At 73.2% G+C, this 23,515-nt stretch carries 24 protein-coding genes; 15 read left to right on the top strand and 9 right to left on the bottom strand.

The window, feature by feature from the left end; genetic code table 11:
• Window positions 1-30 precede the first annotated feature (30 nt).
• Window positions 31-306: a hypothetical protein gene (locus ACIQWR_RS37385; RefSeq protein ID WP_404019303.1), complete on the top strand. Its 276-nt coding sequence runs from the start codon at window positions 31-33 to the stop codon at window positions 304-306.
• Between the two features lie 10 nt (window positions 307-316).
• Here the strand turns inward: ACIQWR_RS37385 and ACIQWR_RS37380 are convergent, their stop codons facing one another.
• Window positions 317-817, bottom strand: a complete 501-nt coding sequence (locus tag ACIQWR_RS37380) for a VOC family protein (RefSeq protein WP_385780720.1) — start codon at window positions 815-817, stop codon at window positions 317-319.
• A 148-nt stretch (window positions 818-965) separates the two neighbouring features.
• Window positions 966-1,427, bottom strand: coding sequence for an SgcJ/EcaC family oxidoreductase (locus ACIQWR_RS37375; RefSeq protein WP_404019301.1), 462 nt, complete (start codon window positions 1,425-1,427; stop codon window positions 966-968).
• 95 nt (window positions 1,428-1,522) lie between these two features.
• Between ACIQWR_RS37375 and ACIQWR_RS37370 the strand changes: the two genes are divergently transcribed.
• Complete coding sequence (locus ACIQWR_RS37370; RefSeq protein WP_404019298.1) at window positions 1,523-2,017, top strand: MarR family winged helix-turn-helix transcriptional regulator; 495 nt, start codon at window positions 1,523-1,525, stop codon at window positions 2,015-2,017.
• Window positions 2,018-2,107: 90 nt separating this feature from the next.
• Window positions 2,108-3,007 (top strand): patatin-like phospholipase family protein, encoded by a 900-nt coding sequence (locus ACIQWR_RS37365; protein WP_404019295.1) that lies wholly within the window; start codon window positions 2,108-2,110, stop codon window positions 3,005-3,007.
• Between the two features lie 204 nt (window positions 3,008-3,211).
• Here ACIQWR_RS37365 and ACIQWR_RS37360 read toward each other — a convergent pair whose 3' ends face one another.
• On the bottom strand, window positions 3,212-4,060 hold the full coding sequence (locus ACIQWR_RS37360) for a LysR family transcriptional regulator (protein ID WP_404019292.1): 849 nt from the start codon (window positions 4,058-4,060) through the stop codon (window positions 3,212-3,214).
• A gap of 95 nt (window positions 4,061-4,155) precedes the next feature.
• Between ACIQWR_RS37360 and ACIQWR_RS37355 the strand changes: the two genes are divergently transcribed.
• Window positions 4,156-4,887 carry an SDR family oxidoreductase gene (locus ACIQWR_RS37355; protein ID WP_404019289.1) on the top strand — a complete coding sequence of 244 codons (732 nt, stop codon included), beginning with the start codon at window positions 4,156-4,158 and terminating at the stop codon, window positions 4,885-4,887.
• A gap of 149 nt (window positions 4,888-5,036) precedes the next feature.
• On the opposite strand, the gene ACIQWR_RS37350 is transcribed toward ACIQWR_RS37355, so the two are convergent.
• Complete coding sequence (locus ACIQWR_RS37350; RefSeq protein WP_404019286.1) at window positions 5,037-6,071, bottom strand: aldo/keto reductase; 1,035 nt, start codon at window positions 6,069-6,071, stop codon at window positions 5,037-5,039.
• A 104-nt stretch (window positions 6,072-6,175) separates the two neighbouring features.
• Here ACIQWR_RS37350 and ACIQWR_RS37345 point away from each other — a divergent pair, with 104 nt between their 5' ends.
• The 4 genes from ACIQWR_RS37345 to ACIQWR_RS37330 all read left to right on the top strand — a co-directional run bounded on the left by ACIQWR_RS37345 (window position 6,176) and on the right by ACIQWR_RS37330 (window position 9,681).
• Entirely contained in the window at window positions 6,176-6,838 is a 663-nt protein-coding gene (locus ACIQWR_RS37345) for a TetR/AcrR family transcriptional regulator C-terminal ligand-binding domain-containing protein (protein WP_404019283.1), read from the top strand.
• A gap of 395 nt (window positions 6,839-7,233) precedes the next feature.
• A complete protein-coding gene (locus ACIQWR_RS37340; RefSeq protein ID WP_404019280.1) occupies window positions 7,234-8,025 on the top strand; it encodes an ABC transporter substrate-binding protein in 792 nt (263 codons plus the stop codon).
• A complete protein-coding gene (locus tag ACIQWR_RS37335; protein ID WP_404019278.1) occupies window positions 8,022-8,822 on the top strand; it encodes an amino acid ABC transporter permease in 801 nt (266 codons plus the stop codon). Before ACIQWR_RS37340 ends, ACIQWR_RS37335 begins: the two co-directional genes overlap by 4 nt.
• 16 nt (window positions 8,823-8,838) lie before the next feature.
• Window positions 8,839-9,681: an amino acid ABC transporter ATP-binding protein gene (locus ACIQWR_RS37330; RefSeq protein ID WP_404019364.1), complete on the top strand. Its 843-nt coding sequence runs from the start codon at window positions 8,839-8,841 to the stop codon at window positions 9,679-9,681.
• Between the two features lie 7 nt (window positions 9,682-9,688).
• Here ACIQWR_RS37330 and ACIQWR_RS37325 read toward each other — a convergent pair whose 3' ends face one another.
• The 3 genes from ACIQWR_RS37325 to ACIQWR_RS37315 form a co-directional block, all read right to left on the bottom strand.
• Complete coding sequence (locus ACIQWR_RS37325; RefSeq protein ID WP_404019275.1) at window positions 9,689-11,275, bottom strand: carboxylesterase/lipase family protein; 1,587 nt, start codon at window positions 11,273-11,275, stop codon at window positions 9,689-9,691.
• Window positions 11,276-11,390: 115 nt separating this feature from the next.
• Complete coding sequence (gene thpR / locus ACIQWR_RS37320) at window positions 11,391-11,975, bottom strand: RNA 2',3'-cyclic phosphodiesterase (RefSeq protein ID WP_404019272.1); 585 nt, start codon at window positions 11,973-11,975, stop codon at window positions 11,391-11,393.
• 88 nt (window positions 11,976-12,063) lie between these two features.
• Window positions 12,064-12,765 (bottom strand): class I SAM-dependent methyltransferase, encoded by a 702-nt coding sequence (locus tag ACIQWR_RS37315; protein WP_404019269.1) that lies wholly within the window; start codon window positions 12,763-12,765, stop codon window positions 12,064-12,066.
• Window positions 12,766-12,966: 201 nt separating this feature from the next.
• On the opposite strand from ACIQWR_RS37315, the gene ACIQWR_RS37310 reads away from it, so the two are divergent.
• Window positions 12,967-14,046, top strand: coding sequence for a GNAT family N-acetyltransferase (locus ACIQWR_RS37310; protein ID WP_404019266.1), 1,080 nt, complete (start codon window positions 12,967-12,969; stop codon window positions 14,044-14,046).
• Window positions 14,047-14,080: 34 nt separating this feature from the next.
• On the opposite strand, the gene ACIQWR_RS37305 is transcribed toward ACIQWR_RS37310, so the two are convergent.
• Both ACIQWR_RS37305 and ACIQWR_RS37300 read right to left on the bottom strand, forming a co-directional pair.
• Window positions 14,081-14,809: a hypothetical protein gene (locus ACIQWR_RS37305; RefSeq protein WP_404019263.1), complete on the bottom strand. Its 729-nt coding sequence runs from the start codon at window positions 14,807-14,809 to the stop codon at window positions 14,081-14,083.
• Window positions 14,810-14,947: 138 nt separating this feature from the next.
• Window positions 14,948-15,643 (bottom strand): TetR/AcrR family transcriptional regulator, encoded by a 696-nt coding sequence (locus ACIQWR_RS37300; RefSeq protein WP_404019261.1) that lies wholly within the window; start codon window positions 15,641-15,643, stop codon window positions 14,948-14,950.
• Between the two features lie 127 nt (window positions 15,644-15,770).
• On the opposite strand from ACIQWR_RS37300, the gene ACIQWR_RS37295 reads away from it, so the two are divergent.
• The 6 genes from ACIQWR_RS37295 to ACIQWR_RS37270 all read left to right on the top strand — a co-directional run bounded on the left by ACIQWR_RS37295 (window position 15,771) and on the right by ACIQWR_RS37270 (window position 23,329).
• Complete coding sequence (locus ACIQWR_RS37295) at window positions 15,771-17,633, top strand: amidohydrolase family protein (protein ID WP_404019258.1); 1,863 nt, start codon at window positions 15,771-15,773, stop codon at window positions 17,631-17,633.
• Between the two features lie 114 nt (window positions 17,634-17,747).
• A complete protein-coding gene (locus ACIQWR_RS37290; RefSeq protein WP_404019255.1) occupies window positions 17,748-19,439 on the top strand; it encodes an ABC transporter substrate-binding protein in 1,692 nt (563 codons plus the stop codon).
• A complete protein-coding gene (locus ACIQWR_RS37285) occupies window positions 19,436-20,404 on the top strand; it encodes an ABC transporter permease (protein WP_404019252.1) in 969 nt (322 codons plus the stop codon). The genes ACIQWR_RS37290 and ACIQWR_RS37285 overlap by 4 nt, the downstream gene beginning before the upstream one ends.
• Window positions 20,401-21,390, top strand: a complete 990-nt coding sequence (locus ACIQWR_RS37280) for an ABC transporter permease (protein ID WP_404019249.1) — start codon at window positions 20,401-20,403, stop codon at window positions 21,388-21,390. The genes ACIQWR_RS37285 and ACIQWR_RS37280 overlap by 4 nt, the downstream gene beginning before the upstream one ends.
• On the top strand, window positions 21,387-22,418 hold the full coding sequence (locus ACIQWR_RS37275; RefSeq protein ID WP_404019247.1) for an ABC transporter ATP-binding protein: 1,032 nt from the start codon (window positions 21,387-21,389) through the stop codon (window positions 22,416-22,418). The genes ACIQWR_RS37280 and ACIQWR_RS37275 overlap by 4 nt, the downstream gene beginning before the upstream one ends.
• Complete coding sequence (locus tag ACIQWR_RS37270) at window positions 22,415-23,329, top strand: ABC transporter ATP-binding protein (protein ID WP_404019244.1); 915 nt, start codon at window positions 22,415-22,417, stop codon at window positions 23,327-23,329. The genes ACIQWR_RS37275 and ACIQWR_RS37270 overlap by 4 nt, the downstream gene beginning before the upstream one ends.
• Window positions 23,330-23,515: the final 186 nt, after the last annotated feature.

Below are 23,515 nucleotides of genomic sequence, written 5' to 3'. Positions count from 1 at the left end.
GTCCGCCCGACCGAGGAACGAGCCCTGGCCTTGCACCCCGATGACGAGCCGGTCCTCAAGCGCAGCAAGTGGGGCACGAACCACTACTACGTCAACCCGCACAACCCCATCGGGCTGGCCCTGATCGTCATCGGCCTGCTCTTCACCGCGACGATGCTGATCCTCATGGCCAACCACGCGGGCCCGTGGGCGCCGCATCCCGCACCGGCGCCCACGACCTCGCCCGCCTACGACGACATCGCGCCGTTCGCCCCCAGCACGACCGGGCCGTCCCCCTCGCCCTCCGGCAGCCCGTCGGCGACCTGAGCCCGGGCCGTCAGCTGGCGGAACCCGCCGCCGAACCCGTCGCGAGGTCCGTGCCCCAGCGCGCGATCGCGGCGGGCAGGTCGAGCGCGCCGGAGCGCAGGTCGGAGTCGGCGCCGGGCCAGTCCTCGCGCGGGACGCGCCACATCAGCTCGAACTCGTTGCCGTCCGGGTCCTTGGCGTAGAAGGACTTCGAGACCAGGTGGTCGGTCGCGCCGACGAGCGCTCCGAGCGCGCCGAGCTTCTCGCCCAGCTCCCGCAGCTCGCCGAGGGTGCCGACCTCCCAGGCCAGGTGGTAGAGCCCGACCCGGCCCTGCTCGGGTCCCGGGGCGTCGGCGCCGATCGCGAACAGCCCGAGATCGTGGTCGTTGAGGCTGCCCGGCGCACTCAGGAAGGCGGCGCGGCCGGGGATCAGGTGGTCGACCTGGAAGCCGAAGACGTCGCGGTAGAACGCGACGGACCGCTCGACCTCGCGGATCCAGAGCACGGCGTGGTTCAGACGGCGGACAGACATGGCGACGGACTCCCGGATGACTCGAAGGACCTGACTCGAAGGACCCGACTCGACGGAGATGGCTCGAAAGGTCCGGCTCGATGTGTACGGTCACCAGCATACAGTTCAAATTCGAACTACCGAGTCGGCAGTCGGATCGGTTTCCGCGTCACCCCTTGCCCCCGGGGGTGAGGCCAGGGGCAAGGCCGGGGGCGACGGTGAAGGAGATCCGCTCCATGAGCGGCCGGCGCCTGGTGTTCTGGAAGGCCGCGATCCGCCACTCGCCGCCCTCGCGCACGAGGGTGTACGTCTGGACCTTGCCGAGCTTGGTCGGGCGTCCGCCCTTGTAGGTGTCGCCCCTGCTGTTCACCACGGCCGCGTCGGGCCCGTAGAAGCGGACGTCGAGGATCTCGTCCGCCAGGCGGGTGCCCTTGAGGAAGCCCGCGAAGAGGGTGCGGTGGCTCTCGGTGATGTCGCGCCGCCCCCGGTAGAAGGTGCCCACGTAGGTGGTGTAAGTGGCGTCCTCGGTGAAGAGCGCGCCGTAGGCGTCGGCGTCGTGGCGTGCCCAGGCGTCGACGAGGCGGGTGAGCAGGGCCCGGACGGCGATCGTGGGCTCGCTGGTGGACTGCATGACGGATCACTCCCCATTGGTTAGGGTGGCATTGATGCTGCATCGATGCAGTATCTGCATGCGTGCAGATATAAAGGTAGGAGGCGACCCCGAAGATGGCAACACCCAGCGGCGGCGAACCGCACGTGGTCTTCCGGCAGTACCTGGACGCGGTGGGCCTCCAGGGGCTGGCGAGCGCCGAGGCGGCCGGCCTGCACACCTCGGAGTGGTACGCCCTGAGCCTCATCACCCTGGAAGGGAGCCTGTCCTCCGGCGAACTCTCCGCGCGCACCGGGCTGACCACCGGGGCGACGACCCGCCTCATCGACCGGCTCGAACGGGCCGGTTACGCCCGCCGCGCCGCCGATCCGGCCGACCGGCGCCGGGTCATCGTGGAAGCCGTACCCGACGCACTCGACCGCATCGAAGGCGCCATCGACCCGGCCCGTCGACGCGTCGCCGAGGTGATCGACAGCTATGCGCCCGAGCAACAGGCTCTGCTCTTCGACTACTTCGCGCGCGCCGCTCCCGCGTTCCGCGCGGCCACGGAGGAGATCCGCGCCGCCACCGCACCGCGGCGAGCCAAGTCCCGTCCGCCGAAGGGGGAGTGACGACGACTCCCATGGATGACCTTGACCCCAAGGCCACTTGAGGTCATACGGTCGGACCACACGACCAGCACTGCCGACAGGAGACGCGCCATGACCCCCGCCACCCCGGTGAACCCGCCCGCCCCGGAGGCGCCCGCGGCCCCCGACCGCGCACTCGTGCTCGGCCCCGGCGGCCTGGTCGGCACGGCGTGGACGGCAGGACTGGCCGCCGGGCTGCGCCGGGCGGGCGTGGAGCTCGGCGAGGCCGACCTGATCGTCGGCACATCGGCGGGGGCGATCGTCGGAGCGCTCCTCGCCACCGACCAGGACCTCGACCGGCTCGCCGTGCCGCCGCGTCCGCCGGGCACCCCGGCCCAGCGGCCCGTGGTGGATCCCGCCGTGCTCGGGGCGGTGTTCGCCGTCCTCGGTGAACCCGGCCTGGAGCCCGAGGAGGCCCGTCGCCGCGTCGGTCGGATCGCCCTGGCGCACGGCGACGCGGAGGCCGAACGGGCGCTGCTCGCGTCGCGGCGCGCCCTGATCGGGGCGGACGCGTGGCCCGCGCGCCGACTGCTCATCACCGCGGTGGACGCGGGCTCGGGAGAGCCCGTGGTGTGGGACCGGACCAGTGGCGTGCCCCTGGTCCACGCGGTGGCCGCGAGCAGCTCCTTCCCCGGAGCGGAGCCGCCGGTGACCGTTTCGGGGCGGCGGTACATGGACGGCGCGCTGCGGTCGGGGGCCAACGTCGACCTCGCGGCCGACGCCCGCACGCTGATCGTGGTCGACCCGATGGCACACCGCTCCCCGCGCGAGCCGCTGGCGCACCAGACGGCCGCCGCGGGCGCGCGGACCGTCGTGGCCATCGGCCCGGACCCCGACGCGGCGCGCGCCTTCGGCCCCGATCTGGGCGAACGGACGAAGTGGATCCCGGCCTACCGCGCCGGCCTCGCCCAGGCGGCCGCCGAGGCCCACCGACTGCGCACCACGTGGCGCCCGGCGGCAGCCGATCGGTGACGCGGTGCCCCCGCCCCTCGGCCCGGCGACCCACTGCCCAGCGTCGACCGTGCGTCAGCCGGTCACCACGGGCACACCGCCCGGCCGCCCGGCGAGCAACGAAGCCACATGGTCCGCACACCGGATGGCCGCCGCGGCCATGGCACCCCGTGGACCGGCACGCCCGGGGTGGGGCCCCGTTCGGTGAGCGCCGGGCCGGAGCCGTCAGAGGCGTGTCGCGGTCCGGACGAGGTCGGCTACGGCTCTGGAGCGGCTGTGCGGTGGCCAGGCGATCACGGTGGTGACGTTCGGCGCGTCCAGCACGGGCACGGCGGCGAGGTCGCTGGGGAGTTGGGCTCGGCACGACTCCGGTGACACCGCGCACGCCCGACCGAGGGCGACGAGCTGGAGCAACTGTGCGTGGTCGCGGACCTGCGGGCCGGGCCCGGGCGGGTAGGTGCCGTCGGGGTCGGGCCAGCGGGGCAGCGGCAAGTCCGGCAGCCCGGTGATGTCGGCCATGTGGACGTGGGCCCGGACCGTGAGCGGATGTCCGGCCGGCAGGACCGCCACCTGACCCTCCGTGCCCAGCTCTTCGGTGTGGAACCCGGCCGTCGAGTCGAACGGCCGGTGCAGCAGCGCCACGTCGGCCCGGCCCTCGCGCAGGAGTCGTGCCTGCTCGGCCGGGCCGCACAGGATGACGTCGACGGGGACCGCGCCGGGTTCGGCGGCGTACGCGTCGAGCAGTTTCGCCAGCAGTTCGCGGGACGCGCTGGCCTTCGTGACCAGGACCAGGCCGGGACGGCCGGTCGTGGAAAGGGCGGCGCGGCGCGTCCTGCGCTCGGCGGCGTCGACCGCGTCGAGGGCCGCCCGGCCCTCGACCAACAGCACCGAGCCGGCCACGGTCAGCGTGACGGTGCGGCTGGTTCGATCCAACAGCGTCGCTCCGAGCCGGCGTTCGAGTTGCTGGATGGCCCGTGACAGGGGCGGCTGCGCGATCCCGAGTCGCTGCGCCGCACGCCCGAAGTGCAGCTCTTCGGCGACGGCGACGAAATACCGCAGTTCCCGGGTCTCCATGCGGCCACGCTACCCCAGATCAATACCCTGTCGGTATCGTTGCCCACCGGATCGGTCTTGGACCCCCGGCCGGGTCCAGGGGCAGCATGATCCCCATGAGCGAACGAACGATTGCGCTGATCACCGGTGCGAACAAGGGAATTGGCCATGAGATCGCCGTGGGCCTGGGCGCCCTCGGCTGGAGCATCGGCGTCGGCGCCCGAGACGATCGGCGCCGTGAAGCGGCGGTGGAGCAACTGCGCGCGGTGGGCGTCGACGCGTTCGGCGTAGCGCTGGACGTGACCGACGACGCGAGCGTGAGCGCCGCCGCGCGGCTCATCGAGGAACGGGCGGGGCGCCTCGACGTGCTGGTCAACAACGCCGGAATCAGCGGCGAGATGCCGCAGGAGCCCACCCGGGTCGACCCCGCCACCATCCGGACGGTCGTGGAGACCAACGTGATCGGCGTCGTCCGCGTCACCAACGCGATGCTGCCCCTGCTGCGCCGCTCCGCCTCGCCGCGGATCGTCAACATGTCCAGCAGCCTCGGCTCCCTCACCCGGCAGTCAGGAACCGCCGCTGAGCCGAACGCGGGTCCGGTGATCGCGGCGTACGCGCCGTCGAAGACCTTCCTGAACGCCGTCACGCTGCAGTACGCCCGGGAGCTGAGCGGCACGAACATCCTGATCAACATGGGCTGCCCCGGCTACGTCGCGACCGACCTCAACGGCTTCCACGGCGTGCGCACCCCCGAACAGGGCGCGGCGATCGCCATCAAGCTGGCGACCCTGCCCGACGACGGCCCGACCGGCACGTTCTTCGAGGACGCCGGCGTAGTGCCCTGGTGACGTGCCCGAGGCCCTCCTGCGCCCGGACCGCGGCCGTGGCGTCCAACGGCGCCATGTCGTCCGGGACCGCCGGTCTCGCGCGGATGAACGGTTGCCTCCGGCGGCCCCAGCCCCAGCCCCGGGCCGACGCGGAGTCAAGGCTCCCCTTCTTATACGAGCGGGGGGTTGAGGCGGGCGAAGCCCTCCTGGCGCTGGTACGGGAAGTACGGGTAGGGGGCCGTGCGGCTGCTCGCCGCGTCGAGCTTCGCCATCTGCTCGGCGGTGAGGGTCCAGCCCACGGCGCCGAGGTTCTGGCGCAGTTGCTCCTCGTTGCGGGCGCCGATGATGACGGAGGACACCGTCGGGCGCTGGAGCAGCCACCGCAGGGCTATCTGCGGTACCGCCCTGCCGGTCTCCTGGGCGATCTCGTCCAGGGCGTCGACCACGCGGTAGAGGTGTTCGTCCTCGACCGGAGGGCCGTAGTCGGCGGTGTCGTGCAGCCTGCTGCCCGCGGGCAGCGGCCGCCCCCGGCGGATCTTCCCGGTCAGCCTGCCCCAGCCGAGCGGGCTCCAGACGATGCCGCCCAGGCCCTGGTCCATGCCGAGCGGCATCAGCTCCCACTCGTAGTCACGGCCGAGGAGGGAGTAGTAGACCTGGTGGGCGACGTAGCGCTGCCGGCCGAGCCGATCGGCGGCGGCGAGGGACTTCATCGCCTGCCAGCCGGAGAAGTTGGAGATGCCGAGGTAGCGGATCTTTCCGGCCCGCACCAGGTCGTCCAGGGTGGACAGCACCTCCTCGACCGGTGTTCCGGCGTCGAAGGCGTGCAGCTGGAAGAGGTCGATGTGGTCGGTGTCGAGGCGCCGCAGGGCGTTCTCCACGGCCGTGATCAGGCGGGAGCGGGAGGTGCCGGCGTCGTGCGGGCCGTCTCCCATGGGCAGGCCGGCCTTGGTCGAGATGAGCACCTGGTCCCGGCGGCCCTTGAGCGCGGCCCCGAGCACCTCCTCCGAGGCGCCGCCGGAGTACACGTCGGCGGTGTCGAACATCGTGATCCCGGCGTCGACGCAGATGTCGACGAGGCGGCGCGCCTCCGCCACTCCCGTGGTGCCCCAGGATCCGAAGAGCGGTCCTTGTCCGCCGAAGGTGCCCGCGCCGAAGCTCAGCGCCGGAACGTGCAGCCCGGACGTGCCCAGTCGCCTGTACTCCATGACGTGTCTCCCCTCGTCCACGAATCCAGCTAATGGGTCCGCGGTTCCGTTAATATGGCGCCAGCGTAGCAAGTCGTTGCGACTAATGGAACAGGAGTCCCGTTATGGAGTCTGAGGAATCGCTGGCGCCCGGGGCCGAGCCGGGATCCGGACCCGGAGTCGGCCCCGGCGCCGGGGGGATCCGGCCCGGGGGCCGTACGGCGCGGGTGCGGGCGGCCGTGCTCCAGGCGGCCGGGGACGTGCTGGCCGAGCAGGGGTTCGCCCACCTGGACCTCACCGACGTCGCACGCCGCGCGGAGGTCGGGAAGACGACCGTCTACCGCCGCTGGGGCACGGTCACCGGCCTCGTCGCCGACCTCCTGCTGGACATGGCGCAGCAGTCCGTGGCCCGCACGGAGACGGGCACCCTGCTCGGCGACCTGACGGCCAACGCCCGGCTGGTGCAGCGCACGTTGACCGATCCCCGACAGGGCGCCCTGTTCAAGGCGGTGATCGCGGCCGCCACCTGCGACCCGAGCGCGGCCCGTGCCCTGTACGAGTTCTACGCCGTCCGGGTCGCGGAGTGGGCGCCGTGCGTCGAAGCGGCCGCCGCCCGCGGCGAGGTGCCCGACGGCACCGACCCCCACGAGGTGATCCGCGCCGCGTCCGCCCCGTTGTACTACCGGCTGCTGACCACGGCCCTGCCCCTCGACGAGGCCGCCGCCGACCGCGCGGCGACGGCCGCGACGGTGGCCGCCCGCGCGGGGGCGTACGTACGGCCCGCATGACGGTCGGGCCGGCCAGGGGGTGTCCGGGGCGACATCATGAAGACGCGTTCCGCCCACGCTTCCCGCGCGGGCGTCGACCTGGGCCGGAAACCGTGTGCCGAGGGCCGGGCGGGCACCGCCACCGGCGCGCCGTCCAGCGGCCATGTGGGGGATCGCCCCGGACCCCGGTGGCCGCGCACCGCGCGGTCCTGGCCGGATCCGGCCAGGCGCCCCGGAACGCATCGCGCAAGATCCCTCGGCGCGTGTCACCCGTGGCTTACGATCTCGGCGGACATTGCCCCGGCGGCGCGGGTCCCGTCCCGCGCCCACCGCCCGCCCCGCATCCGTGGAGGTCAACCGTGTTCCGGACGGCCAGAGGAAACCGCAGTCGCCCCAGCAGCCGCCGCCTGCGGGCAGTGGCCGCAGCCACCGCGACGGGCGCGTTCCTGCTCGCCGGGTGCTCCTCCAGCGGCGACGGCCCGGGGGAGGCGGCCGGTGGGGTGCCCGTCGTCGAGAAGGGCAAGCTGACCACCTGCACGCACCTGCCCTACCCGCCGTTCCAGTTCGAGAAGGACGGCAAGGTCGTCGGCTTCGACGTGGCCCTGGTCGACCTGGTGGCGAGCCGGCTGGAGGTCGAGCAGAAGATCCTCGACACGCCCTTCGAGAACTTCAAGACCGGTGCCTTCCTCAACTCCGGCGAGTGCGACCTCGCGGCCGCCGGCATGACGATCACCGACGAGCGCAAGAAGAACGTCGACTTCTCCGTCCCCTACTTCGACGCCACCCAGGCGCTGCTCGCCACCAAGAAGAGCGGTGTCACCTCGCTCGCCGACCTGAAGGCGAAGGGGAAGAAGTTGGGCGCGCAGGCCGAGACCACCGGCGAGAGCTATGCCAAGGCCCAGGGCTTCGACCCCGTCGCCTTCGAGAGCTCGGACGCGGTGCTGAACGGACTGCGCACCGGGCAGGTCGACGCGGTCGTCATCGACTACCCGGTGGTCCAGGGCTGGCTCAAGGACCCCAAGAACGCGGCCGAGTTCGTCCTCGGGCAGAACATCCAGACCGGTGAGCAGTACGGCTTCTCGGTGAAGAAGGGCAACTCCGCCCTCGTGGCCGCGATCGACAAGGCGATCACCGACGCCAAGGCCGACGGCACCTACAAGAAGATCTACGAGCAGTGGATCGGCCCGTTGCCCCAGGCCACGCAGTGACCTCGCGGCTGAGCCGCCGCCAGCGCCGCCGGGTGTCGCAGGGCGTCCAGTACGCGCTGTTCGTGGCGGTGCTGGCCCTCATCGCCTCCTACGCGGACTGGGGCCGGTTGCAGAACCAGTTCGCGCAGAAGGACCTGGCCCTGCGGCTCTTCCCGGAGATCATCACCACGGCGCTGCGCAACACCGTGGTGTACACACTCTCCGGGTTCCTCCTGGGCCTGGTGCTCGGCCTGGTCATCGCCATGATGCGGCTGTCCTCCGTCGCTCCGTACCGGTGGGTGGCGAGCGTCTACATCGAGCTGTTCCGCGGCCTGCCCGCACTGCTGATCTTCATCTTCGTGGGGGTGGCGGTCCCCCTCGCCTTCCCCGGCACGGAGATCCCCGGCGGTACGTACGGCAAGGTCGCCCTCGGTCTCGGGCTGGTGGCCGCCGCCTACATGGCGGAAACGATTCGCGCCGGCATCCAGGCGGTGCCCAAGGGGCAGATGGAAGCGGCCCGTTCGCTCGGCTTCTCGCACGCCCGGGCCATGGTCTCGGTGATCATCCCGCAGGCCTTCCGCATCGTCATCCCGCCGCTCACCAACGAGTTGGTCCTGCTGTTCAAGGACTCCTCGCTCGTGCTGTTCCTCGGCGTGACGCTCCAGGAACGCGAACTGACCAAGTTCGGCCGGGACCTCGCCAGTCAGACCGCCAACTCCACCCCGATCCTCGTCGCGGGCCTGTGCTACCTCCTGGTGACCGTACCGCTGAGTTTCGTGGTGCGGCGCCTGGAGGCCCGTGCGGACAAGGCCACGTGAGGACGACATGGACGACATGGACGACATGCCGCGGAAGAACCGAACGGCGCCGGCGGACGTGAGCGGCACGGACCGCCCGGAGATCGAGGTCCGGGGGCTGCACAAGTCCTTCGGCGACAACCACGTCCTGCGCGGCATCGACCTGGAGGTCGCCCGCGGCGAAGTGGTGTGCGTCATCGGACCGTCCGGCTCGGGCAAGTCCACGCTGCTGCGCTGCGTGAACCTGCTGGAGGAGCCCAGCGACGGCCGGATCTTCGTCGGCGGTACGGAGGTCACCGACCCGGACGTCGACATCGACGCCGTCCGCCGCCGCATCGGCATGGTCTTCCAGCAGTTCAACCTCTTCCCGCACGTGAACGTGACCGAGAACCTCACGCTGCCCCAACGCCGGGTCCTCGGCACCGACCGGGCGCGGGCGGAGGCCGTCGCCCGGGAGAACCTCCGAAGGGTCGGTCTCGCCGACAAGTCCACGGCCTATCCGGCCCAGTTGTCGGGCGGTCAACAGCAGCGGGTGGCGATCGCGCGGGCGCTGTCGATGGGCCCCGAGGTGATGCTCTTCGACGAACCGACCTCGGCGCTCGACCCCGAACTCGTCGGCGAAGTGCTGTCGGTGATGCGGGTGTTGGCGGGCGAGGGCATGACCATGATGGTGGTCACCCACGAGATGAGCTTCGCCCGCGAGGTCGCGGACCGGGTCGTCTTCATGGACGGTGGCGTCATCGTCGAACAGGGCCCGGCGGCCCAGGTGGTGGGCGCCCCGGCGCACGAGCGGACCAGGAACTTCCTCAACCGCGTGCTCGACCCCGCGGCGGTCGCACCCCCGACCCCCGCCCCCATCGACGACACCCCACAGCACTAGCGGTGTCTCAGGACAGCAGCGGCAGGGCGGCGAAGTCGTGTTCCCGCCACAGCAGTCGGGAGGCCTCCTCCGGGTAGGGGACGACGGCCGGGCCCGTATCGAAGCACATGGTCGGGCGCCGTGCGGCGTCGTACGCCGGCCAGCCCGGGTCGCCGTGCGCGGCGAAGGCCGTCCACGCGTCCCGGACGTACGCCGACACCGCCTCCGCCTCGGCCCGAGCGCCAGCGGCCTCGCCGATCAGCGCGGCGGGCTGGCCGCGGTCGAGGTTGCCGAAGACCAGCGGTACGTCGAGGCCGTGGCAGGCGCCGAAGAGGCCGCCCATGCCCGGCGCCGACCAGGTCAGCTCGTAGACGTGGGCCCGCCCGCCCGCCAGGGTCTGCGCCTCGGCGAGGTGCAGCGACGGCATGCGGAACAGCCAGTCCGAGTGCACCAGCTCGTACAGCTCCTCCGGACCCGCCGCCGGGAACGCGTCGCGGTAGCGGCGCGCCCCGTCCGGGCCGGGGGCGAAGAGCCGCAGGGCGTCCGCCGCCCGTTCTTCGCCCACGGTGCCCAGCAGGCCCTCGATCACCGTGAAGAGCCGTTGCTCGGCGCGCGTGTGGCCGACGAGCAGCTCGACGTCCCGCCCGGCGCCCTCGCTGAGGGCCCGCCACGGCGTGACGGGCAGCACCTCGCCGTCCACCACGGGCGCGAAGGCCATGGCGCGGTGGGCCGGCAGGCCCCAGCGCCGCACCCGCCGGTCGAGCGACGCGGTGACGGCGTCCCCGGCGGCGGACAGCCGGAGCGGATCGACATCGGCCAGATCGGCCACCGTGGGCCGTAGCGCCAGCTCGTCCGCGCAGGCGGCCGCGACGTCGGCCGCGAGCTCCGGCGCGAAGAAGGGGCCCGGCACGCTCTGCGTGACGGCCCGGTGGAAGAGCCCCCGCGCACGACCCGTGGCGAGCAGCGCGGCGATCGACCCGGCTCCCGCGGACTGGCCGAAGACGGTGACCCGGGCGGGGTCCCCGCCGAATGCCCGGATGCCGTCGCGCACCCACTCCAGCGCGGCGATCTGGTCGAGCAGACCACGGTTGGCGGGCGCCCCGTCGATCTGCGCGAAGCCCTCGATGCCCACGCGGTAGTTGAAGGTCACCACGACCACACCGCCCTCGCGCGCCAGGCGGGCGCCGTCGTACTCGGGCAGCCCGGAGGCGCCGATCACGTAGGCGCCGCCCTGGATCCACACCATCACCGGCAGCCCCGCGCCGGGACCGGGATCGGGCGACCAGACGTTGACCGTCAGCCAGTCGTCGTCGCCCGCCGCCTTGCGCGACAACGCGTCCATCCCGAACACCCCGGCCTGCGGGGGCGGCGGCCCGAAGGCACGGGCCTCCCGCACCCCGTCCCAGCCGCGCACCGGACGCGGCGCGGCGAAGCGCAGCGCGCCCACGGGCGGTTCGGCGAAGGGGATCCCGCGGAAGACCGCCAGGCCCCCCTCCCGGCTGCCGCGCAGCAGCCCGGCCGCGGTCCTCACCACCGGATCGGCGGGGGACGCTGCGGACCCGGAGAATTCGGCGGACCCGGCGGACCCAGCGGGCTCGGGTGCGGCAAGGGACATCACGGCCACCTCTCGGAGACGATCCCGTCGACCGGATCCTCGACGACCCCGTCGACCGGATCCTCCCACCGCGCCCGGCCGCGGACGACCCATTTACGACGCCGGCCCACGGGGATCAGCGCCCGCCGTCGAAGTCCCACGCCTCGATGTCGCGGTAGTGGATCGGCCCCGGCCCGCGGCCGATGTTGCTGCCCACCAGGTGCAGGCGCCGGGACCGCCACGGGCGTCCGACGAACCCGGTGAGCCCGGCGGCCGCCTCCACCACGCTGGACGGATCGTCGCGCCGGGCCCGCGCCAGCGTCAGGTGGGGACGCAGCGGTCGCTCCGGGAAGACCACCCCGGCCTCCTTGACCACCCCGCGGACCTCGGAGGCGAGCAGGTGGAGCCCTTCGAGGTCGCCCTCGATCCCGCTCCACAGCACCCGCTCGTCGAAGTGCCCGCCGCCGCGCATGGCCAGCTCCACCGGCCGCCGCGCCGCCGCCAGCTCGGCGAGCGGCGGCCGCAGCAACCCGGCGGCGGACACCGGCAGCTCGCCGAGGAACGCCAGGGTGATGTGCCAGTCCTCGATCCGGTTCCACCGCATGCGGGGGTACGCCTCGTAGGCGGGGGCCAGGGCCCGGGCGAGCTCGTCCTTCGCGTCGTCGGGCGGGGCGAGCGCTATGAACACGCGGATGGTCGAGGGCTGGATCTGTTCGTTCACGAAGAACTTCGTACACCACCGCGCGGGACCGGGTGCGCACGCCCCACCCTTGGGCCGCCCCGGGCCGCCCCGGGCCGTCCCGCCCGGACTACGGTCGGCGCTCGAAGGAGAAGAGGTGGGTGTCGAAGTACGCGGCGTCGGGGGAGGCGAGCACCTCCCCGACCCGCACCCACTCCGGGTCGCGCGCGATCACCGGGAGCAGGTCGTCCCCCACCAGGCACAGGACGGCAGCGCGCGGCCGGCGCAGGAGGGAGGAGCGGATGTTGCCGAGCACCGCGCGGGTGATGGTTTCGGTGAAGGGCTCGTACAGGAAGAAGAATCCGGCGTCGTCCGGGACGGCGTAGCGCGCGGCGTCCTCGTGGTGCACCTCGATCGACCCGCACCGGCGGCGGTCCGTTCCGAAGCGTTCGATGTTGCGCCGGGAGGTTTCGCACAGGCTCCGGGAGAACTCGACGCCGATCACGCTGCGGAACGGCAGTTCGCAGGCCACGAGCAGCACGCGGCCCTTGCCGGATCCGAAGTCCACGAACGACACGTCCTCGTGGCGGACGGGGGACGCGGCCAGGGCCTGCCGGATCGTGCGCAGCGGTGTGGGGGAGTAGCGGGAGTTGTGCTCCAGCGTGGCGGCGTCGGCCTCCTCGATCTGCCACGGTTCCACCACGGTGCTCGTGTCGAGCCCGTGCGCGGCGTCGAAGCCCGCATCGTCGTCGATCTTCCGCAGCGCCGCGTCGAAGGCCGCCTGCGACGCCAATGTGTCGAGGGCGTCATGCTTCGGGTCGTCCCTGCGCATGCTGCCGCCTCCCAAGGTCGGTGCCCCCGGGAGGAACGGCTGGTCAGCCGGGCCGGGGGAGGTCGTGGATCGGCACCATAGTCCGGGAGCCGCAGCGGGTCGACGCGCTGCGTCCCCGTGCGTCACCTCGGCGCCGCCCGGCGCGGGGAGGGGCTGCCGGCCGTGGGCGGGTCCCCCCCCGGCAGCCCGTAGGGTCGTCGCATGACACATACGGGCCCCAGGGACCTCGACCGCGCCGTCTCGGACGCCGTACGGGCGCTGCGGGCCGTCGCGCACCTCGACTGGTCCGTGCCCGCGGCGGGGCTGGAGTGGAGCTGCCGCGACACGGCCGTCCACCTGGCCGGTGACCTCACCGGCTTCGCCGCGCAGCTGGCCGGGCGGGTCACCGGCGCCTACCTTCCGCTGGTCGTCGGCGCGGCTCCCGGCACCCCGCCCGGCGGCCTGGTCGACCTGGTCGAGGCGAGCGGGAGGCTGCTGTCCGCCGCCGTCCGCGCGGCCGGGGCGGACGTGCGGGCCTGGCACCCCGCCGGTCCGGCGGGCCCCGACGGATTCGCCGCGATGGGGGCGGCCGAGCTCCTCCTGCACACCCACGACATCGTGCACGGCCTGGGCGACGCCGACTGGCAGGGGTCCGCGGACACGGCCGGGCCGGTCCTCGACCGGCTCTTCCCGCACGCGCCGCGCTCCGTCGAGGGCGGCCCGTGGGGGTCGCTGCTCGTGGCCACCGGCCGGGCCGACCTGCCGGGCCTGCCCCGACGGCGGGGCTGGCGCTGGTACAACGACCCGGTCCCCGGCGTCGGGGTCGTGCTCTGCGAGATCTCCCCGTCCGCCGCGGCCGACCTGTACGAGGGCGGCGACGGCGGATTCCACTGGCCCGAGGAGGGCCCCGGCGAAGGCACCCGCATCGCCTCCGGGATGGTGGGACTGGCCCGTGAGGTGGGGGAGTACCACCCGGGTTGGGGCCCCTATGCGATCGTCAGGCTGAGCGACCACCGGGCGATCGGCGGCATGGGCTTCCACGGCGCCCCCGACCCCGAGGGCCACGCGGAGGTCGGTTACGACCTGGTCCCCTCGGCCCGCGGACACGGCCACGCGACCGAGGCGCTGCGCGCGCTCGCCGCCCTGGCGTTCGCCCGGCCCGGGCTCACCGAGCTGCACGCCGTGGTCGAGGAGGGGAACCTCCCCTCCCACGGGGTGGTGGCCCGGGCGGGCTTCGAGCGGGCGGGGTCCGGGGAGGACGGCGTCCACTACCTCCTGCGCGGCCCGGAGGCGGCGGCGTAGACCCGCGGGCGCCTCGGGAACGCGTCCCGGGCGCTCAGGAGATCGCGTACCACTGGCTGGCCCAGCCGGTGTTGATGGTGCTGGTGGACTGTTCGGCGAGGTTCACCGTGGCCGGCAGGGACGTCTGGCCCGTCAGCAGGGTGCTGTAGCGGAGGTTCGGCGGGGCCAGGCCCGCGTTGACCGAGATGCCGGCGCCCGTGGACTTGAGGGTGAGGCCGTTGGTGGCCCAATTGCCGTTGAGCAGCAGGGCGATGAAGTACGTGCCGGGGGCGGCGGCGAGCGGTGTGGTCAGGGGCAGCGGTTTGGCCACGGCATCGGTCATCAGCTGCGGCGAGATGTCCGCGGTGGCGGCGACCAGGGCGCCCTTCGCGTCGTAGACGCCGAGCTGGCAGTTGGCGAGCTGTGCCTTCGGGTCGATGCCGGCCAGCCCCAGCCAGATGTTGGACCAGGTGATCCGCTCCCGCAGCACGATCCGCACCAAGGTGACGCGGCCGGCCACCCCCGCTGTCGACTGGGCGGTCACGTGCCCCGCGTCATTGGGGTCGCCGGTCCAGGCGAGCAGGTTCTGGTCCTGCGGGCGCGGTCCCTCGAACCCGGAGCCGCCGCCCGTGGCGGGCGCGGGGGGCGCCGCCGGCACGGAGGCGGCTGCGCTGCTGCCACCCGTGTGCGGGCTGCCGCCGGACGCGGAGCAGCCGGACAGGACCAGCGCGGCCGCGAGCGCGGTGGCCAGGCAGGTCGAGGCGAGGGTGGTACGGGTGCGCATGGTCCCCCCATGACGTTCGGATGTGCCGGAACAGCCATGCTCACATACGGTTCCCGCAGGTCGGCGCGGGCCCCGGCGCCGCGTTGCCGTGCGCCACCTCGCTCGCCGCTCCGCCACCGGGCGCGCCCGCTTCGATCGCTACCTCGTGCGCAGCGCCTCGACCCGGGTCTCGATCGCGGTGATCAGGGCCTCCACCCTGGCGTGGAAGATCTGTTCGTCCGTCACCTCGGGCAGCACGGCGAGCAGTCGGGTGATGTGCGGGAAGCCCTGCGGGTCGACCAGACGGTACTCGCGGCTCCAGGAGGACTCGTCGGCGGCCCGCACGTCCAGGTCGAACAGCAGGTAAGCGGCCCGCTGGCCGACGTACGCGAGGAGCGAGTCGCCGACCATCCGGTAGTGGACGGCCGCCTCGGCGCCGTCGAGTCCGGCCTCCGTCACCGCGCCGATGATCAGCTCGACGACGCGGAACTCGTTGGGCCTGCGGGTGGTCCGGCTCGCCATCGTCGAGCCGACCACGGGGTACTTGAGGGCGACCTCCAAGGAGCCCTCGGCCAATGCGCGCAAGCGGTCCTTCCAGCCGAGGCCCTCGGGAATGCTGTCGAGCACCTCACCGAGGGTGCGGTCGGCGACGGACAGCAACAGCTCGTCCTTGTCGCGGAAGTGCCGGTAGATCGCGGTCGGGTCGGCGCCGAGCTCCTCGCCCAGGCGTCGGACGGTGAAGGCGTCCGCGCTGCCACGGGCGGCGATGCGCAGGCTCGCTTCGATGATCGCGTCGGGCGTGAGCTGGCTGCCCGCGCGCTTGGACCGGGCGGGGGATTCGGATGACTTCGGCATGGTGCGGTCAGTGTAACGATGTGGATCGGAGGCGGCGCAACACCGTTGACAACAATGTTGCGCTCCCGTTCACTCCTCCTCAACACACGCCGTGCGGGTCCGTCCCGCCGAGCCGGAGGACGCGTCGATGGCCACCAATAGCCAACGGACCCACCAGCGGAGCAGTCAGCCGACCAACCAGCCGACCAACCAACCGTCCGATCAGCCGTCCGATCAGCCTGTCGATCAGCCTGTCGATCAGCGGAGCAGCCATCGGACCCCGCAGCGGGCCGACACCGTCTTCGTGGGGGGCCGGGTCTTCACCGGGACCGGGCCCGCCCCGATCGAGGCGGCGGTGGCCGTCGCGGACGGCCGGATCCTGGCCGTGGCCGATGCCGCCACCGTGCGCTCGCTCGTGGACGCGGACACCGAGGTCGTCGACCTCGCGGGCGGTCTGCTGGTCCCCGGCTTCCAGGACGCCCACGTCCACCCGGCCGTGGCCGGGGTCCAGATGCTCGGCTGCGACCTGAGCGAGGGGCACAGCATCGAGGAGTACCTCGCCGTGGTCGCCGCGTACGCCGAGGCGCACCCCGGGACGGGTTGGATACGCGGCGGCGGATGGTCGATGGACGTCTTCCCCGGCGGCACGCCGACCCGCTCGATGCTCGACGCGGTGCTCCGGGACCGGCCCGTCCTGCTCACCAATCGGGACGGCCACGGGGCCTGGGTCAACACCCGCGCGCTCCAGCTCGCCGGGGTCGACGCCACCACCCCCGACCCGGTCGACGGCCGGATCGAGCGCGAGGCCGACGGCGCCGCGGCCGGCACCCTCCAGGAGGGCGCCGTGGAGCTGGTGGCGCGCCACGTCCCCCTCGCCACACCGGACGAGGCCCACGCCGGACTGCTCGCCGCGCAGGAGCACCTGTTCTCCCTCGGCGTCACCAGCTGGCAGGACGCCATGATCGGCGCCTTCCCCGGCAACCCGGACAACTACGACGTCTACCTGCGCGCCGCCCGCGAGGGCTCCCTGCGCGCCCGCGTCGTCGGCGCCCTCTGGTGGGACCGCGAGCGCGGCCTGGAACAGATCCCCGACCTGGAGGAGCGCCGCCGTACCGGCCGGGTCGGCCGCTTCGCCGCCACCAGCGTGAAGATCATGCAGGACGGCATCGCGGAGAACTTCACGGCCGGACTGCTGGAGCCCTACCTCGACGCCTGCGGCTGCGCCACCGGGAACTCCGGGCTGAGCTTCATCGATCCGCAGGTCCTGACCGAGGCGGTGTCCCGGCTCGATCGTGCGGGGTTCCAGCTCCACTTCCACGCCCTCGGGGACCGCGCCGTGCGCGAGGTCCTGGACGCCCTCGCCGAGGCCCGCGAGGCCAACGGCGCCAACGACAACCGGCACCACCTCGCGCACCTCCAGCTCGTCCACCCCGACGACGTCGAGCGCTTCGCGGAGCTGGGCGCGGCCGCCAACATCCAGGCGCTGTGGGCCGCGCACGAGCCGCAGATGGACGAGCTCACCATCCCCTTCCTGGGGCCCGAACGGGCCGCGCTCCAATACCCGTTCGGTGACCTCCAGCGCGCCGGGACCCGGCTCGTCGCGGGCAGCGACTGGTCGGTGAGCAGCCCGAACCCGCTGTGGGGCATCCACGTGGCCGTCAACCGCTCCGTGCCCGACGAGGCCCCCGACTCGCCCGAGCCGTTCGCGCCGATGCCGCCCTTCTTCCCCGAGCAGGCCCTCACCCTGGCCCAGGCCCTCACCGCCTACACCGCCGGGAGCGCCTGGGTGAACCACCTCGACGCGGTCACCGGCACGGTGGAGGTCGGCAAGTACGCGGACCTCGTGGTCCTGGACCGAGACCCCTTCGCGCACCCCCCTCTGGAGATCGCGGACACCCGCGTGCTGCGCACGTACATCGACGGCGAGCCGGTCTTCATCGCCTCTGACCGTCCCGCCTCTGACCGTCCTGGCACTGACCGTCCCGCCACCGACCGTCCCACCTCCGACTGACCGACAGGAGTGCTCGACGGCCGGGCCGCCCACCGGCCGCGCTCCGCGCACCGCACCGCGCCCCACCCCACCCCCACCGCGCCCCACCACGTTCCATCCCTCAGGAGCCAGACGATGTCATCAGCCCGATCGGGATCACCGGTCCGCCGCACCGGCCGTCCGCGCGGCCGCACCCGGATCCGCCACAGCGTGGCGGCCGCCCTCGCCGCGGCCGCCGTGCTCGTCACGAGCGCGTGCAGCGGCGCCGCGCACCCGGCCGAGGAGCAGGGCGCCGCTCCCTACCGGCTCACGGACAGGACCCCGGCCGCCGCCCGGAACGTGGACTCCTTCACCTGGTCGACCTACGCCGAGCCGACCACCATCGACTACGCCTACTCCTTCGACTTCCCGCCCAACCAGATCCTCGCCAACGTCTGCGAGAGCCTGCTGCGCTGGAACCCCGACCTGACGACCTCGCCGAACCTCGCCGCCGCGTACACCAACCCCACCCCCACCACCTGGGTCTACCAGATCCGCCCCGGGGTGACCTTCCACGATGGGACGCCGCTGACCGCCGATGACGTCGTCGCCTCGCTGCGCCGCAACATCGACCCCGGGACCGCCAGCGTCTGGGCGAACCAGTACAAGAACGTCAAGTCCGTTGACCGGACCGGGGCGATGGAGGTCACCGTCACGCTGACCAGGCCCGACTCCACCTTCAACCAGTACCTCGCCGCCGGCCCCGGCACCGTCGAGTCCGCCGCCACCCTCGCCAAGTCCGGCAAGGACTACGGGAATCCGCAGACCGGCGTGAACTGCACCGGCCCGTTCTCCTTCGGGTCCTGGACCTCCGGCCAGTCCCTCACGCTCAAGCGCTTCGACGGTTACTGGAACAAGGAGGCGAGGGCGAAGTCGGGCGAGGTGAAGTTTGTCTTCCTCGCCGATGCCACGACCCGCGTCAACGCCTTCCAGAGCGGCGAGGTCGACGGCGGCTGGATGGTCCCGCCGAACGCCTACGCCCAACTGGGCTCCACCTCGGCGGGAACGCTCTACTTCGGCCGCAACACCACCGTCGCCGACGAGGTGGTGGCCGACCTCAAGGGTCCCCTCGGCGACGCCCGGGTCCGCCGGGCCCTGCTCATGGCCATCGACCGCAAGGGCATCGTCAAGGCCGGCGCTGGCGGGGTCGGCGAGGTCTCGGACTCGCTCACCACCGACAACCTCTGGGCCGGGGCGCCCGCCGCGTCCCGCGAGGCGCTCCTGAAGGACCTGCCGAAGTACCCGTACGACCCGGCCAAGGCCAAGGCGCTCGCCGCGGAGGCCGGAGTGAGCGGCCAGAAGGTCGTGATCGCGACCAGCCCGCTCGATTCCCAGACCACGATCATCACCCAGGCCGTCGCGCAGGCGGCCACGGCCATCGGCCTCAAGCCGCAGATCGACTCGCTCTCGGCGGAGAAGTACACCACCCTCTTCACCGATCCGGCGGCCCGCGAGGGCATCGACCTGTTCCTCACCTTCTGGTACACCTCCATCACCGACCCCCTGGACATGTACGGCTCCCTCCAGACCGGCGCGTTCAGCAATTACGGCGGCTGGTCCGACCCCGCCTTCGACCGGGCGGTCGACCGGGCCGTGGGGGCGTACGACCCCGCCGAACACGCCGCCGCCAACGCCGAGGCGCAGCGGATCGCCCTGAAGGAACTGCCCTGGCTGCCCCTGTACACCCAGCCCGTCAGCGTCTTCCTCGGCAAGCGGATCACCGGCGTCCAGCCCTCCATCGCCTACCTGTACCACCCCTGGGCCGCCGAGATCGGAGCCAAGGGATGACGCCCGCGCTCGCCCGGGCCTGCCGGGTGCTGCGCCGGCTGGCCGGGATGGCGGGCACCCTGCTCGTCACCTCCTTCCTGGTCTTCTCCTCGCTGTTCCTGGCCCCCGGGGACCCCGCGAGCTTCCTGATCAAGGGGCGGAGCCCCGGGCCGCAGGAGCTGGCCGCCATCCGCCGCCAGTACGGCTTCGACGAACCGTTCCTGCTGCGCTACTGGCACTGGCTCGAAGGGGTCGTCCAGGGCGACCTCGGCCGTTCCTACCTCTTCCACCAGGACGTCTCCTCCGTCATCTGGTCGCGGTTGCCCTCGTCCCTGCTGCTCATCGGCGTGTCCGCGCTGATGATCGCCGTGTTCGGCATCGGATCGGGGATCGTCGGCGCACTGCGCAGCGGGTCCCGCACTGACCGTTCGCTGATGCTCCTGGTCACGGTGGGCGCCGCCGCGCCCGCCTTCGTCGCCGCCCTGCTGCTGCGCTCGGTGCTCGGCGTACGGCTGGGCTGGTTCCCGACGATCGGCAACGGCTCGGGCGCCCTGGACCGGTTGCACCACGTGGTCCTCCCGGCGGTGGCCCTGTCCGTCACCTTCACCGCGCTGGTGACCCGCGTGACCCGCTCGGCCATGCTCGACGAACTGCGCCGCGACCACGTGGAGGTCGCGCTGAGCCGGGGGACACCGCGCCGGACCGTCATCCAGCGGCACGTCCTGCGCAACGCGCTCGGCCCGATCGTGACCGTCTCCGCGCTCCTCGTCTCCGGCATGCTGGTCAGCACCGCGATCGTGGAGACCGCCTTCGGCATGTCCGGCGTGGGCTCGTTGCTGGTGCAGTCCGTCGACCAGCTCGACTTCCAGGTCGTGCAGGCGATCGTGCTCCTGGTGGTGGCCGCGTTCGTCGTCGTCAACGCCCTGGTGGACCTCGTCCAACCACTCATCGATCCGCGCACGGCGGCGGCGGGGAGCGCCCGATGAACCTCTTCCCCGACCCCGGCCGCGCAACAGCCCCGGACACAGCCCCGGACACAGCCCCCGACGCAGCCCCCGAAACGAGCCCCGAAGCCGGCCCCCGGACCCGCACCGCGCCCCGCCCGGTGCACCCGTCCGTCCCGCGCACCCGCCCCGACCGCGTCGCCCGGCTCCGCCGGCTCGGCGGCGGCCCGCTCCAGCGCGTCGCGCTCGCGCTCCTCGTCACGTTCGTCCTGGTCGCGCTGCTGGCCCCTTGGATCGCCCCGCAGGACCCGACCTTCGGCCAGCTCGGCGACACGCTGCTGGGGCCGGGCGCCGCGCACTGGCTGGGCACCGACCAGGGCGGCCACGACACCTTCTCGGCGCTCCTGGTCGCCGCCAGGACCAGCCTCGCGGGCCCGCTCGCCGTCGTGCTCTCCTCCACCGTCCTCGGCACCGCCGTCGGTCTGTGCACCGCCTGGTGCGGCGGCTGGATCGACACCGCCGTGGGCCGCGTCCTCGACGTCGTCTTCGCCTTCCCCGCGCTGCTGCTGGCGATCTTGGCGGTGGCCCTCTTCGGCAAGGGGATGACGGCGCCGGTGCTCGCCATGGCGATCGCCTACATGCCGTACACGGCGCGCCTCGTGCGCGCCCTGGCCGTCCAGGAGAAGAGCCGTCCCTACATCGCCGCCTACCGGGTGCAGGGCCACTCGCCCCTGTACGTCACCGTGCGCGGGCTGCTGCCCAACATCGCCCCGACGCTGCTCTCCCAGTCGACGGTGAACTTCGGATACGCGCTGCTCGACCTCGCCGCGCTCTCCTTCCTGGGGCTCGGCGTACAGCCGCCCACCCCCGACTGGGGCGCCATGATCAACCAGGGGCAGGCGGCCGTGCTGCAAGGGCAGCCGCTGTCCGCGATCGCGCCGGCCGTGGCCGTCGTCCTGGTCGTCGTCGCCTTCAACATCGTCGGGGAAGACCTCGGCGACCGGCTCGCGGGGCGGGACTCCTCATGACACTGCTCGCGTACGACGCCCTGCGCGTCACACTCCCCGGCACGGCCCGCCCGGTGCTCGACGGCATCGGCCTGACCGTCGCCGCGGGAGAGGTCGTCGCCCTCGTCGGCGAATCCGGCTCGGGCAAGTCGGTCACCGCCCGCGCCGCCCTCGGCCTCTTCCCGCACGGCGCGCGGATCGACGGCCGGGTCCGCGTCGACGGCACCGACCTGGTCGGGGCGGACCCGGCCGCCCTGCGCGAGGTGCGGACGAAGAAGGCGGCGATGATCTACCAGGACCCCCGGGCCGCCATCAACCCCGTCCGCCGGGTGGGGGACTTCCTCACCGAGCCGCTGCGCCTCGTGCACGGCTGGTCCGCGGCCCGGGCGAGCGCCCGCGCCGCAGAACTGCTGGGCGCGGTCGGCCTGCCCGATCCCGTACGGCACCTGCACCAGTTCCCGCACGAACTCTCCGGCGGCATGCTCCAACGCGTGGTCATCGCGGCCGCCCTGACCACCGGACCCCGGCTGCTGCTCTGCGACGAACCGACCACCGCGCTGGACGTGAGCACCCAGGCCGAGATCCTCGCCGTCCTGGGTCGCCTCCAACGGGAACGCGGCCTCGGGCTCCTCCTCATCACCCACGACATCGAGCTCGCGGCCGCCGTCAGCGACCGGATCCACGTCATGTACGCGGGCCGCATCGTGGAGACCGCGCCCGTCGCGGACCTCTTCGCCGCCCCCCGGCACCCCTACACGGCGGGCCTGCTCGGTTCCTCGCCGCCGCTCGACGGCCCGCCGGCCCGCCTCGTTCCCATCCCAGGAGCCCCCATGGGACTCCTGGAGTCCGCACCCGGCTGCGCCTTCGCCCCGCGCTGCCGGTTCGCCGAACCGGGCCGCTGCGACCAGTCCCCACCGGCGCTCGAACGCCACGGCCCGGGCGAGGTGGCCTGCCACCGCGCGGCCGAACTGGTCGGCGCCATCGGCGCGTTGACCGGCACGGTCACCGCCGCACCCGCCTCCCCGCTCACCCCCACGGAGGACAGTTGAGCACCCGGACCGTCCACCCGAAGACGGACGCCGCGGCCGCCCCGGAACTCCTCCGGGTGACCGGCCTGCGCAAGACCTACCGCACCGGTGGGACCGAGGTCGTCGCCGTCGACGACCTGTCCTTCTCCCTACGGGCGGGCGGCGCGCTCGGCATCGTGGGGGAGTCCGGCTCCGGGAAGACCACCACCGCCCGCATGCTGATCGGCCTCGAACGCCCCGACGCGGGCGAGATCCTCGTACAGGGCGAGCCGCTGGCCGCGTCCGTCCGCGGGAGGGCGGCCCGACTGGCCCGTGCCAAGGCGGTCCAGATCGTCTTCCAGGACCCCTACCTCTCGCTCGACCCCCGCATCGGCGTCGGCGCGACGATCGACGGGGTGCTCCGGCTGCACGGCGGCCTCGACCGGGCGGCGCGCGCGGCCCGGGTCGAGGAACTGCTGGCGCAGGTCGGGCTGGGCCCCCGCGAGGCGGCGGCGCTGCCCCGGAAGCTCTCGGGCGGTCAGCGCCAACGCGCCGCGATCGCCCGGGCGTTGGCGGCCCGGCCGAGGGTCCTGGTGCTCGACGAAGCGGTGTCCGCCCTCGACGTGTCCGTACAGGCGCAGGTGCTGAACCTGCTGTCCGACATCCGCCGTGACACCGGCGTCGGCCTGGTCTTCGTCAGCCACGACCTGGCCGTCGTCCGCTACGTGTGCGACGAGGCCCTGGTCATGCACCGGGGCCGCATGCGGGAACACCGGCCGGTGTCCGAGCTGCTCACCGACCCCCGGCACCCTTACACCCGGCTGCTGTTGGCGTCCGTACCCCGCCCGGGCTGGGATCCGGAATCGATCGGCCGTCGACGCCGCGAGCTGGATCCGCCGCGGGCGGGGGAGCGTACGGGCCCCGGGGCGGGGACGGTCTCCCCGCCGCGGTGACGAGGACCGACCCGCGCGCCACGCCCGGCGATCGCCCCGCCGGTGTGGCGACGGCCGGGCTGACGGGCCGCGCTCCGGGTGGGGAGGCCCCGGGAGATGGTTCCCGGGGCCTCCCCGTGGCGCGCCGCCGCAGGGGAGCGGAGTGTGCACCCGGCGCGCTACAAGGAGAAACGATCCGGCAGCCCT

This window comes from Streptomyces sp. NPDC098789 (assembly GCF_044759975.1).
GTDB lineage: Bacteria > Actinomycetota > Actinomycetes > Streptomycetales > Streptomycetaceae > Streptomyces.
The sequence above is the reverse complement of the archived record's forward strand: the minus strand, read 5'-3'. Positions and strand labels throughout refer to the sequence as shown.